The sequence below is a fragment of the Paenibacillus sp. GCM10027627 genome (genome assembly GCF_042675505.1).
In the GTDB taxonomy this organism is placed as follows: domain Bacteria; phylum Bacillota; class Bacilli; order Paenibacillales; family Paenibacillaceae; genus Pristimantibacillus.
This window is the reverse complement of record NZ_JBHTHB010000001.1, coordinates 741,742-754,366: the sequence shown is the minus strand read 5'-3', so window position 1 is coordinate 754,366 and position 12,625 is coordinate 741,742. Positions and strand designations below refer to the sequence as shown.

General features: G+C 48.7%; 13 protein-coding genes. 1 reads left to right on the top strand and 12 read right to left on the bottom strand.

Features of this window, described 5'->3' with window-relative positions; translation table 11 throughout:
• Window positions 1–85: 85 nt before the first annotated feature.
• The 10 genes from ACFQZE_RS03580 to pdhA form a co-directional block, all read right to left on the bottom strand.
• On the bottom strand, window positions 86–1,129 hold the full coding sequence (locus tag ACFQZE_RS03580) for a hypothetical protein (RefSeq protein WP_379353731.1): 1,044 nt from the start codon (window positions 1,127–1,129) through the stop codon (window positions 86–88).
• Between the two features lie 49 nt (window positions 1,130–1,178).
• Entirely contained in the window at window positions 1,179–1,499 is a 321-nt protein-coding gene (locus ACFQZE_RS03575) for a hypothetical protein (RefSeq protein ID WP_379353729.1), read from the bottom strand.
• 99 nt (window positions 1,500–1,598) lie between these two features.
• Window positions 1,599–3,086, bottom strand: coding sequence for a glutamate synthase subunit beta (locus ACFQZE_RS03570; protein ID WP_379353727.1), 1,488 nt, complete (start codon window positions 3,084–3,086; stop codon window positions 1,599–1,601).
• Between the two features lie 231 nt (window positions 3,087–3,317).
• Window positions 3,318–3,803, bottom strand: a complete 486-nt coding sequence (locus ACFQZE_RS03565; protein ID WP_379353725.1) for a dihydrofolate reductase — start codon at window positions 3,801–3,803, stop codon at window positions 3,318–3,320.
• 44 nt (window positions 3,804–3,847) lie between these two features.
• A complete protein-coding gene (locus tag ACFQZE_RS03560) occupies window positions 3,848–4,807 on the bottom strand; it encodes a thymidylate synthase (protein ID WP_379353723.1) in 960 nt (319 codons plus the stop codon).
• Between the two features lie 83 nt (window positions 4,808–4,890).
• The gene (locus ACFQZE_RS03555; protein WP_379355489.1) at window positions 4,891–5,334 is read right to left on the bottom strand and encodes an acyl-CoA thioesterase; all 444 of its coding nucleotides are present in this window, start codon (window positions 5,332–5,334) and stop codon (window positions 4,891–4,893) included.
• Window positions 5,335–5,496: 162 nt separating this feature from the next.
• Window positions 5,497–6,912, bottom strand: a complete 1,416-nt coding sequence (lpdA, locus tag ACFQZE_RS03550; protein ID WP_379353721.1) for a dihydrolipoyl dehydrogenase — start codon at window positions 6,910–6,912, stop codon at window positions 5,497–5,499.
• Between the two features lie 3 nt (window positions 6,913–6,915).
• The gene (locus ACFQZE_RS03545; protein WP_379353719.1) at window positions 6,916–8,223 is read right to left on the bottom strand and encodes a dihydrolipoamide acetyltransferase family protein; all 1,308 of its coding nucleotides are present in this window, start codon (window positions 8,221–8,223) and stop codon (window positions 6,916–6,918) included.
• A gap of 73 nt (window positions 8,224–8,296) precedes the next feature.
• Window positions 8,297–9,274: an alpha-ketoacid dehydrogenase subunit beta gene (locus ACFQZE_RS03540; RefSeq protein WP_379353717.1), complete on the bottom strand. Its 978-nt coding sequence runs from the start codon at window positions 9,272–9,274 to the stop codon at window positions 8,297–8,299.
• A gap of 20 nt (window positions 9,275–9,294) precedes the next feature.
• Complete coding sequence (gene pdhA, locus ACFQZE_RS03535) at window positions 9,295–10,362, bottom strand: pyruvate dehydrogenase (acetyl-transferring) E1 component subunit alpha (protein ID WP_379353715.1); 1,068 nt, start codon at window positions 10,360–10,362, stop codon at window positions 9,295–9,297.
• Window positions 10,363–10,645: 283 nt separating this feature from the next.
• Between pdhA and ACFQZE_RS03530 the strand changes: the two genes are divergently transcribed.
• Window positions 10,646–11,383, top strand: a complete 738-nt coding sequence (locus ACFQZE_RS03530) for an alpha/beta hydrolase (protein WP_379353713.1) — start codon at window positions 10,646–10,648, stop codon at window positions 11,381–11,383.
• A 24-nt stretch (window positions 11,384–11,407) separates the two neighbouring features.
• On the opposite strand, the gene ACFQZE_RS03525 is transcribed toward ACFQZE_RS03530, so the two are convergent.
• Both ACFQZE_RS03525 and ACFQZE_RS03520 read right to left on the bottom strand, forming a co-directional pair.
• Window positions 11,408–11,905, bottom strand: coding sequence for a low molecular weight protein-tyrosine-phosphatase (locus ACFQZE_RS03525; RefSeq protein ID WP_379353711.1), 498 nt, complete (start codon window positions 11,903–11,905; stop codon window positions 11,408–11,410).
• Window positions 11,906–11,917: 12 nt separating this feature from the next.
• Complete coding sequence (locus ACFQZE_RS03520) at window positions 11,918–12,580, bottom strand: trimeric intracellular cation channel family protein (protein WP_379355487.1); 663 nt, start codon at window positions 12,578–12,580, stop codon at window positions 11,918–11,920.
• Between the last annotated feature and the right edge of the window lie 45 nt (window positions 12,581–12,625).

Here is a 12,625-nt window from a genome sequence, read left to right as displayed (position 1 = left end):
TTACAACACTTGCTCTCCTTACATAGCTATTAGCAGGTATTGTTTTTTGGGTGCTCATTGTTGATATAGACGCTTAACTTCAAGTTTATTTTTTATTGGGCTCATTCAAATGTTGCTCAATGCGGGCAAAAATAGACCGGACTCCCTTGGACCAGTTAGGGTCCTCGGCATATTCTCGATTAATCCAAGTGATGGGATCAACGGAATCCGGCTTATTTTTGCTTAAACGAGCAATGGTACGTGCCGCTATTTCAGACGATTGCTCTATCGTCGTGTTAAATTCCTGCCAGCTATGGAACACGTTAAAAGGATTGTTGGCGATTTCCTTCGCCTTCTCATGCGATCTCGGGACAAAGGCTTGCTCTTGGCCTGTAATAGCAACAAGCAAAACGGGATGAATATCAAATTGCTTCGCGGCTTGAAAAATAGCATCCAAATAGAGGGGCTCCGCCAAAATAGAGTCCTTGCTGTTCAAATAAGCAACCAGCTTCTCCCGATCGACCCCAGCATACCGCAGTTCTGCTGAAAGTCCATTAAGGTCCCCCAAAGGTTTGACCGGCGCAACTTGCTGTTGCACGGCTTTAAGCTTGTCCGGCTGCGGAGTTTGCCCCACCGTCATTAACGACCAGCCGTACAATAGCGAAACCGCCGTCAGGCAGAGAGATAAGCCTCCATATAAGTAGGCTTTTTTTCTATTATTTTTACGAATAAAAGCTTCTCCGGCTATAGAAAGCTCTAAAGCCGCTTCATTCGATTCGTTTAGCTCGATATCGACTTTTCGAGAAGCGTGATCAGATGAGAGAAATGCACTGGAATTGCGAACCCACTTTTGCAATGGAAGGGATATTCCTTCGTCCGTATGATCAAGATCCATACATAAGCAATAAATATCGTCCGCCGTAACAGCCCTCTGCTGATCCAGTACCGTAGTCCGGATAAGAGTGCCCGTTAATTGGCGTTTCAAGGCATCGTCAAAGTCAGGCAGCTGCTTATGAATAATGCGCGTGACGGCATCCGCAACGATTTCCGCCCTTTTCTCATGCGGCATCGCCGCATACTTGGCTTGCACATAGCTTCGTATATTGCGGACGTCTCTTGGCGTCAGTACATAAGCATGATCGGCATGCATGACTTGTTCTCCCTTCACGTCATCTCAAACCGATTTTACCACAACTTTCCTAGACCGGGGAGGACAGATTTTGAATCGCCTGCTGAATTTCTTCGCTTTCCACAAATGATTTGATTTGTTCCTTTTCGCTGAAAGTAAATTGATATTCACAGTCGCAATCTTCATCCTGAGGCACCATTTGGACAACTGTGCCGTCCAGCGTGCAAATAACGAGCGCAGAAAATTGAATAAGATCATCCGGAATAGGCGTTGCTTTATCCAAAACGGGATGCAATACAATATCGATCCACTGTTCATCTCTTTTTTCAATGACTGGCCGGAACTCAACAAACTTCAGCTCCATGACCCGGTCCAAACCATACTTTATCATCTTTATTTCCCTCCAGTAATGTGAACTTGTCCAATCTGTACCCGTTCTCTCCTTAGAAGCAAGAAAAGCGCCCGTAGGCGCTTTGGCTGCTTGCTAGCGTTAAGGGAGCATAGACGATCCCATCAAATATTTGTCGACCTCGCGAGCTGCCTCACGGCCCTCGTTGATCGCCCAAACGACCAAGCTTTGCCCACGGCGCATGTCGCCCGCTGCAAACACTTTTTCTACGTTTGTAATATATTTGCCGTATGTCGCTTTAACATTGGAACGGCGGTCCTGCTCAAGACCCAGGTTTTCGATCAATGTCGATTCCGGTCCTTCAAAGCCTACTGCAATAAATACGAGATCGGCAGGCCATACTTTTTCCGTTCCTGCAATCTCGGTATAAATTCTACGTCCCGTTTCATCGACGGTACGTTCGATTTGCACCGTGTGAAGCTCTTTCAAGTTGCCGTTTTCATCACCGACAAATTTCTTTGTCAGCACCGAAAATGCGCGCGGGTCTTCGCCGTACAAAGCTTTCGCCTCTTCTTGCGCGTAGTCCAACGTGTACACGTTCGGGAATTGCGGCCAAGGATTGTTTATGGAATCCCTTTGCAAAGGGGCTTTGGCATGCGTGCCAAATTGGGTTACCGATTTGCAGCCGTGGCGCAAAGCTGTAGCTACGCAGTCCGTACCGGTATCGCCGCCGCCAATGACAATGACGTCTTTTCCTTTTGCCGAAATATATTGGCCGTCTTCAAGATTGGAATCCAGATAGCTTTTAATCGTGCCGTTCAAATAGTCCATCGCCATATGGACGCCATTCAAATGACGGCCTTCCATTTCAACGTCACGAGCACGAGTAGCTCCTCCGCACAATACAACTGCGTCAAACTGCTCCAAAAGCTCGGAAGCGGAAATGTCTTTGCCGATTTCCGTGTTCGTCACAAACTGAATGCCTTCTTCAGTCATCAAATCGACACGGCGCTGAACGACATGTTTCTCCAGCTTCATCGTCGGAATGCCGTACGTCAGCAAGCCGCCAATCCGATCAGCGCGCTCGTATACGGTAACAGTATGACCAGCTTTGTTCAATTGAGCAGCTGTAGCAAGTCCTGCAGGACCAGAGCCTACAACGGCAACACGTTTGCCAGTACGCACTTTCGGAGGCTGCGGTACAACCCAGCCCTCTTCAAAGCCGCGTTCGATAATGGCATGTTCGATTGTTTTAATAGTAACCGCATCGCCAATCAGGCCAACCGTACAAGAACCTTCACACGGCGCCGGACAGACGCGGCCAGTAAATTCAGGGAAGTTATTCGTCTTATGAAGCCGCTCAAGCGCCTCTCTCCATAATCCTCTATAAATCAAATTATTCCATTCTGGAATGAGATTGTTGACGGGGCAACCCGAAGTTCCGCCTGTCAGCTCTATGCCCGTGTGGCAATACGGCGTGCCGCAGTCCATACAACGGGAGCCTTGCGTACGAAGCTGCTCGTCTGACAAATGCTTATGAAATTCATTCCAATCCTTGATGCGCTCAAGCGGGTCGCGATCGGCCGGCAATTCGCGCTGATATTCCATAAAACCAGTTGGTGTAGACATGATCGAATTTCCCCCATCCCTGTTTCCCGGTGCTGCTGAAACGATTCTCTTTCAAACTATATCGGGAATCCATATATTATTCAACCATAAACTTCGCTTTCAAATCCGCTAACTATATTATAACATGCTAACATTCCTTTGTTTAGCGCGTTAATGGATTAACCGGACAATGATTTGCACTTTATGACGAATTGTTCGTTAAATCGTCATTCTCGCCAGACGGGCTTATGTCTAGACTCTCTTATACGTTTGAAAGGTAAAGGCGAATGGATTTTTTTCATCGCGTTCTCTATGTTCGCTTTCCGTGAGCTTCCACTCTTCCGCGTCCATTTCAGGGAAAAAAGCGTCGCCGCCAGAAACCTCTACTTCAACATCAGTTAATAGAATTGTGTCCGCGTACGGCAAAAAAAGCTCATAGATTTCGGCGCCGCCGATAATCATCAGCTCTTCGCTCCCGTGCTGCTCCAAAGCTTCTTCGACGGTATGGATAACTTCACAGCCAGCCAGTTCCAGACCGCGCTGCCGGGTCAAAACGACATTTTTGCGGTTTGGCAGCGGCTTTCCAAGAGATTGGAACGTCTTGCGCCCCATCAGCACCGTTTTCCCCGTTGTATTAGCTTTAAAATAAGCCAGTTCGGCGGGCAGATGCCATGGCATCTTATTCCCGATGCCGATTGTCCGGTTCCGGTCCATGGCCGCAATCATTGCGATCGCCATCTCATTTCCTCCTTTGAACAGCTGCGCTTGCGAATGTCCTTCTCTTAAACGGCGACTGGAGCCTTAATAGAAGGATGAGGATTATAGCCCTCTATAGTTAAATCCGATAGTTCGAAATCAAAAACGGATGTTTTGTCCTTGTTCAAAATAAGCTTCGGCAACTGTTTCGGCTCGCGTTCCAGCTGAATTTCAATCTGCTCTAAATGATTGGAATAAATATGCGCATCTCCAAGGGTATGAACAAAATCGCCTACGCCTAGTCCGCATTCGTGAGCGATCAGATGGGTAAGCAGAGCATAGCTCGCAATGTTAAACGGGATGCCGAGGAAAATGTCGGCGCTGCGCTGGTAGAGCTGACAAGACAGCTTGCCTTCCGACACATAAAATTGAAACATCGTATGGCAAGGTGGAAGTGCCATATTCGTTGGCACATCCTCCGGATTCCAAGCGGATACAATATGCCGTCTAGACTCAGGATTCGTTTTGATAGCGGTAATAACATCCTTCAATTGATCCATTGTCTCACCCTGCGACGTTTTCCAAGCTCGCCACTGTTTGCCGTATACGTTGCCTAGCTCGCCAAATTCAGCTGCAAAAGCATCGTCGCTCAGCACTTTCGCTTTAAACAGCTCCATTTGTTCATCGTATTGTTTGGCGAATGTCTCGTCGGTTTGGGAGCGTAAGCCGAAATGGGTCATATCCGGCCCTTCATAAACATCGCTTTCCACCCACTTTTTGAACGCCCATTCATTCCAAATATGATTATTGTTTTGCAACAAATAGCGGATGTTGGTGTCCCCTTTTATAAACCATAACAACTCGCTTGCCACCAAACGGAACGGCACACGTTTTGTCGTCAGGAGCGGAAAACCTTCTTCAAGCGGAAACCTCATTTGATACCCGAAGGTTGAGATGGTCCCCGTGCCTGTCCGATCCCCTTTTTTAGTACCCTTGTTCAATACATCCCGGAGCAGCTGCAAATAAGCCTGTTCGCTTGTACTCATTTCAGTTCCTCCTCTATCTTTAAGCACAAGGCTTATGTAAACTCATTTGTGCAAAATAACTCTAATTATAACACTAGCTGCGTTTAATTTCCTAGCCTGTTTTGCTTCCGTTTTTTGCGCAACTGATGGCGTTCCGGCGCGGTGTCGAACAGTTCGCGCTCCAGTTCGCTTTCCGGCAGGACAGCCGGAACGGGCGAAGGTTTGCCATTTTCGTCGAGTGCAACAAACGTGAAGAAAGCAGTAACCATAACAGCACGATTTCCTGTGTATAAGTTTTCGGATGTAACCGACACATAAATTTCCATAGAACTTCTATGCGTCCAAGTTACAAAAGCCTCCACCTCGATCACCTCTCCGACGCGAATCGGCGCCAAAAAGTCAAGGCTGTCCGTCGAAGCCGTCACGACCCGCGATCTGGCATGGCGCATAGCGGCAATGGCCGCAACCTTGTCCATATACTCCATCAGCTTGCCGCCAAACATCGTATCGTAATGATTGGTGTCGAGCGGAAAAATGAGCTGCGTCATTAACGTTTTGGATTCGCTTGCCCGTTTTGTTGGCGCTTCTTCCACGAATAGGTGCCCCCTTTTTAAATGAAAATCGTTATCATATGCGAAAAGAGGCCTCGACGGCTGTACAAAACCGTCGTGACCTCTCTCCTTTCAGCGCTATATAACTGAACTGAACGATTACTTCACAAATGTGTGGATAGGATGGCCTAGCGCTACTTCCGCAGCGTCAAGCACGATTTCGCCCAAAGTCGGGTGAGCGTGAATAGTCAGTGCGATATCTTCAAGCGTAGCGCCCATCTCGATTGCCAGAGCAAGCTCGGCGATCATGTTGGAAGCTTCTATGCCAACGATGTGCGCGCCCAGCAGAAGACCCGTGTCAGCATCTCCAACCAGTTTCACGAAACCTTCGTTCGCATTAAGCGACATAGCGCGGCCGTTGATTGCAAATGGGAATTTGCCCACTTTAACGTTGTGGCCTTGCTCTTTAGCTTCTTTTTCGCTGAGACCAACGCTTGCGCACTCCGGATCGGAGAAGCAAACCGCTGGAACGCATTTGTAGTCGATTACGCTTGGCAGACCGGAGATCGCTTCCGCAGCAACGCGGCCTTCGTACATCGCTTTGTGAGCGAGCGCAGGGCCAGCGATGATGTCGCCGATTGCGTAAATGTGCGGGATGCTTGTGCGGCATTGATGATCAACTTCCACGAGACCGCGGTCAGTCGTTTTTACGCCGATCAGGTCAAGCCCAAGCTCTCCGTCTGTATTTGGACGACGGCCAACTGTTACGAGCAAGTAGTCAGCTGTCACTTTTTCTTCTTTGTCGCCTACAGTATAAGTCACTGTAACGTCTTTGTCCGTTTGCTCAGCGCTTTTTGCTTGTGCGCCAGTTACGATGTCCACGTTAGTGCCTTTCAGCTTCTTCGCAACGATGGATGACATGTCTTTGTCGAAGCCTGGCAAAATGGAGTCGGAGCCCTCGATAACCGTTACTTTAGTGCCGAATTTGGAGTACATTTGGCCAAGCTCGATGCCGATGTAGCCGCCGCCGATTACGACAAGGCTTTTCGGAACTTCAGGCAAGGACAATGCGCCAGTCGAAGATACGATGCGTCCGCTGTAAGGGAACGCCTTCAACTCGATTGGACGGGAGCCCGTTGCGATAATGCAGTTTTTGAAACGGTAGCGCGGCGCTTCTTGATCGTTGAAGACGCGTGCTTCGTTTTCGTTGATGAACATCACTTCACCGTGGAAATATTGCACTTTGTTAGCTTTAAGCAGCGATGCAACGCCGCCTGTCAGCTTTTTCACGATGCCGTTTTTGAACTCTTGCACTTTGCTGAAGTTAACTTTCGCTTCTCCCACTTCAATGCCGAATGCCGAAGCGTGGCTTATAGCCTCGTATTGATGCGAAGCGGAAATTAGCGCTTTGGACGGAATACAGCCTACGTTCAAGCAAACGCCGCCAACATGCTCTTTGTCTACAACCAAAACACTTTGTCCAAGCTGAGCTGCGCGAATAGCAGCTACGTAACCGCCGGGACCTGCACCGACAACTAGAGTATCAATATCCAAGGAAGCATCTCCAACTACCATTTGTTAGACCTCCATTATGAACAGTTCCGGCTGTGCCAGAAGCTGTTTGATATAGTTCATAAAGTTTTGAGCTGTTGCGCCGTCGATGAGACGGTGGTCGAAGCTAAGCGACAAAGCCATAACCGGAGCGGCTACGATCTCGCCGTTGCGAACGACAGGTTTTTCCGAAATACGGCCTGTGCCCAAGATGGCTACTTCTGGGAAGTTGATGACAGGCGTAAAGAACATGCCGCCAGCGGAGCCGATGTTGGAAATTGTAATCGTGCTGCCTCTTAGCTCGTTTGCTGTCAATTTTCCGTCGCGGCCGCGTACAGCCAGATCGCGGATGGAATCGGCAACCATAAACAAGTTTTTGCGGTCGGCGTCTTCGATAACAGGAACGATCAAGCCGTTGTCCGTATCGGTTGCGATACCGATGTTGTAGTACTTTTTGTACACGATTTCTTGGTTTTGCTCATCCAGCGTGGAGTTCATGATCGGGAACTGGCGGCAAGCCGCAACAAGCGCCTTCACGATAAACGGCAAGTAAGTGAGCTTGGAACCTTTTTTCTCTGCATATGGCTTATACTTGGAGCGTAGTGCAACAAGCTCGGTTACGTCCACTTCGTCCATAATTGTAACGTGCGGAGCTGTGTATACCGATTTAACCATTGCATTTGCAATCGCTTTGCGGATGCCTTTGAACGCTACGCGCTCTTCCGGACGGTAAGCTGTACCAGAAGCAGCAGCAGGTGCGGACGATTTCGCTTCGCTCTTCGCAGCAGCTTCAGTTGGTGCCGCATCAGCCGCAGGAGCTGACGTTTGTGCTTGTGCAGCAGGTGCGCCGCCAAAGCCGCTAACGTCTTCGCGAGTAATACGTCCGTTTTTGCCGGATCCAGTCACTTGCGTCAGGTCTACTCCCTGCTCGCGAGCAAACTTGCGCACGCTTGGCGTAGCAAGAACAAGCTCGTTAGAAGGTTTTGCTGCCACAGCAGGAGCTGCCGAAGCTTCGCTTGCTGCCGCCTGTGCAGGAGCTTCTTCTTTCTTCGCTTCATCCGCAGCAGGAGCCGCCGCTTGCTCAGGAATGTCGCCTTCCGCTTCAATGACGGCAACAAGTTCGCCAACATGGCATACCTGTCCGTCCTTCACCAATACTTCCAGCACTTTGCCGTTAACCGGGCAAGGCACTTCAACGATAGCTTTATCGTTTTGCACTTCCATAATAATATCATCGTCCGTCACTGTAGCGCCCGGCTGAATCAGCACTTTAATGATTTCGCCTTCGTGCAAACCTTCGCCCAGCTCCGGGAATCGATATTCGAATTTAGCCACCGATGGTAACCTCCTTAAAAATATATCTGTTCTCACCGCCCGCGAGGGAGCGGCGAGCCTAATCCAAGTTCAATTAAAACTGAATAACTTTTTGCGCTGACGCTACGATGCGGGCTGGCGATGGAAGCCATGCGTCTTCGATTTGAGCAAAAGGATAAACCGTGTCCGGGCCCGCAACGCGAAGAACCGGTGCTTCCAAATGAAGAATTGCTTTTTCGTTGATTTGAGCGATTACTTCGGCTGCTATGCCTGAAGTTTTTTGCGCTTCCTGTACCACAATCGCACGGTTCGTTTTCTTGATGGACGCGACGATCGTGTCGATATCGAGTGGAACAAGGGAACGAAGGTCGATGATCTCAGCTTTGATGCCTTGTTTCTCCAGCTCATCCGCCGCTTTAACCGCTGTGTGAACCATCATGCCGTAAGCGATGATCGTTACGTCGCTGCCTTCGCGAACAACGTTAGCTTTACCGATTTCAACCGTGTATTCTCCCTCAGGAACGTCTGCCTTGAATGCGCGGTACAGGTTCAAATGTTCCATGAAGAACACTGGATCGTTATCGCGAATAGCGGAAATCATAAGGCCTTTTGCGTCGTATGGGTTAGATGGGATTACTACTTTAATACCCGGAGTTTGAACAGCCAAACCTTCAAGGGAATCCGTATGAAGTTCAGCCGCTTTAACGCCGCCGCCGAAAGGCGTACGGAAAACGATTGGCGAGTTGTAGCGTCCGCCGGAACGGTAGCGCATACGAGCCGCTTGGATGAACATTTGGTCCATCGCTTCATAAATAAAGCCTACAAATTGTATTTCGGCAATCGGACGGAATCCTTGAAGACCCATGCCTACCGCGAGGCCCCCAATTGCGGATTCCGCAAGCGGAGTATCGAATACGCGGTCTTCGCCGAACTCTTCCTGCAAACCTTCCGTTACGCGGAATACACCGCCTACTTTACCTGCGTCCTCACCGAAGATGAGTACATTTGAGTCACGTTTCAGTTCTACGCGCATCGCATCGCGAATCGCTTCAAGCATATTCATTTGAGCCATGATCGTATTTACCTCCCCTTCTATTGAAAATCAGCCTTTTGCTCTTCCAAGTATTGCGGTGTCGTTTCGAACATCGTGTCGATCAAGCCGGCAACAGTCATTTTTTCAACTGCTTCAGCTTTTTTGATGTTTTCAGTAACGACCGCTTTCGCTTCTTCCTTCACGCGATTCGTATCCTCTTCAGACCACAAGCCTTTTTTCTCCAGAAACTTGCCGAAACGGATAAGCGGATCTTTAAGAGCCCATTCTGCTTCTTCATCTTTTGTACGGTATTTCGTAGCATCGTCCGCCATGGAATGCGGGCGGAAACGGTACGTCAACATCTCGATCAAAGTAGCGCCTTCGCCATTGCGGCCGCGCTCAGCTGCGTCTCTTACCGCTTTAATAACGGCAAGAACGTCCATTCCGTCTACTTGCAAGCCTTTAATGCCTGCAGCAACCGCTTTATGAGCGATGGACAACGAAGCCGTTTGCTTGGAGAATGGAGTTGTAATCGCATAGCCATTGTTCTGAACGGCATAAATAACAGGCAGTTTATAAACGCCTGCAAAGTTCATACCTTCGTAGAAGTCGCCTTCCGACGAACCGCCGTCGCCTGTGTACGTAATGGCTACGCGTTTTTCGCCTTTTTTCTTAAATGCCATTGCAACGCCTGTCGCGTGCAAAATTTGTGCGCCAATAATAATTTGCGGCATAAGAACATGTACGTCTTCAGGAATTTGGCCGCCATGCTGATGGCCTCTGGAGTATAGAAACGCCTGGTACAGCGGCAATCCGTGCCATACAAGCTGTGGCATGTCGCGGTAGCCCGGGCAAATAAAGTCATCTTTATTTAGCGCATATTCACTGCCGATCATGGAAGCTTCTTGTCCGGAAACCGGAGCGTAGAAGCCAAGACGGCCTTGGCGGCCCAAGTTAACGGCACGCTCGTCCCATGTGCGGGTAAATACCATGCGATACATAATCTCTTTTAGTTGATCATCCGTTAAATCCGGCATTAGGTCCTGGTTAATTACGTCCCCATCGAGTGACAATACAGATAGCGGCGTGACCGGTTCTGTTTGAACTTCGTATGGCAATTTGCTCATTTTGAACGCTCACCTCAATCGAAATATTTGAAAAACGTGTACCTCTGTTATAGAATTATTATAACCCTGTTTCACGAAAATGGTCAAAGCAAAAAACAAAAAAACCGTTGTTTTTTCGCCAATTCTAATCTTTCTGTTAAGAAATTGTATATGCTACAGCTTCATTTTTTCACTGTAACAGCATAATACAACAAACAAAAGGACGCACCATTTCCTTCTTCACCTTACTATTGTTTACCCACATCCCGCGCATTCCATGCAATGGTTGAAAGGAGTTTTAACGTTGACTGAAGCCAAGTATTTAAAACGAACCATTTTGAAAGAAACGGTAAACAGCCGCTATTTGCCAGAAGGGGAAAGAAATCTCCGTGTTTTCCTCCCTCCAGGCTATAATGAAGTGCTCAGCTACCCTGTCGTCTATTGTCAAGACGGGGAAGATTTTTTTAATTTCGGCCGAATTGCTACAACAGCGACCAAGCTCATTTTGGACGAGGGGCTAGAACCCTTTATTATTGTAGGGGTAGATGTCGACAAAAAAGTGCGGACAGAAGAATATGCGCCCGATGGTTCGAGACATGTTTCGTATTTGCGTTTTTTTGCAGAAGAGCTGCTTCCTTTTATAGAAGAAAAATATCCGGTCAGACGCGAGCCGGAGCACAGACTTCTCGCTGGCGACTCTTTGGGCGGAACGGTTTCCCTGCATTTGGCGCTCCAGTATCCGCAGTTGTTCACCAGAGTCATGTCGCTGTCGGGCGCGTTTTATGCCAGCTCGCAAAACATCATCGGTAACAGCGAAGATTTAAGCTGGCTTTCGATCTATATGATCGTAGGCCTTCAAGAGAACGACTACGAAACGGATCGCGGCGTTTATGACTTCGTGGCGCTTAACCGCAACGCGCGCGCTTTGCTCCAGCATAAAAACGCCAACATCTTTTATGAAGAAAAAGACGGCAAACATCAATGGGGCTTTTGGCAAATGGAAGTTCCGCAGGCGCTGCGTTATTTTATCGAAGTGGAGTAAAAGAAAAGACCGGCTTAGCCCTGATTAACTCAGAGCCAAGTCGGTCTTTATCCGTTTCAGAAGCGCTTTACAGCCTTCCTCCACCAATTCGTACACGTAAGGGAAATTCCCTTCATAATAAGGGTCTGGAACGTCCAAAACGCCTTTTTCCGGCGTAAGCTCCATAAACGGAAACACTTCAGCCCGATGCTCTCCTTCGTTCCCCTGTTTAGCGAACATTTCGGTTATGTCCCGCAAATTTTTACGATCCATCGCCACTATATATTGGAATTGTCCATAATCGGCAGCTTGCACAAGGCGGGCCCTCATCCCGGCATAAGAGATGCCATGCTCGTCTAGAACTTTACGCGTTCCTTCATGCGGCGGCTTGCCTAAATGCCAATCGCCCGTACCTGCCGAATCGACTTCAATGGCCTTTTCCAACCCTTCGGCAGCAACTACATTTCTCATCACCGCTTCCGCCATCGGCGAACGGCATATATTTCCTAAACAAACGAACAAGACTTTCACTTTTGCTTCCATCCGGGCACCTCCTTATTGGCTTTCCTGTTTGCCTTTTACCGGCACTGAATTTGATGCCGGAACGGCAAACGCACCTTTTAAAGATCGGCGCGGCAGCTTCCATTTGAAATAAACAGACAACATGCGGAATGTAATAATAATGACAAACAGAATGAGCAGCTCAGTCGTCGACTTGAACCAGCCAAGACCGATCGCGAGACCCGCAAGCATCGCCCATACCGCATAAATTTCATCTTTAAGAACAAGCGGTTTTCTTCCTGCGAGCACATCGCGAATAATGCCGCCGCCAATGCCGGTCATCATCGCCGCTACAAGTACCGCGCTAAGCGGATGCCCCATCTTGGTTGCATACAAGGCGCCTTGAATGGCAAAGGCCGACAGGCCAATCGCGTCAAATAAAGCTTCGCTGCGCCGCCAGCGCAATATCCATCTCACCGGTAGCAAAAAGGCGATCGTCATTGCGATCAATGCTATTTTTAGCAAATAGCCCTGACTCCATAACATCGTCACCGGCATACCGATAAGCAAGTTACGAACAACGCCTCCGCCAAACGCCGTTACCAGCCCAAGGACGTACACTCCCAAAATATCATATTCTTCCTCCATTGCTACGACAGCTCCACTCACTGCAAAAGCAATCGTCCCGATAAGGCTGAATATATTAAAGATATCCATACTCACCGTCTGTATCCCCGCTTCCCGTACGTATTGTTCAGGCAA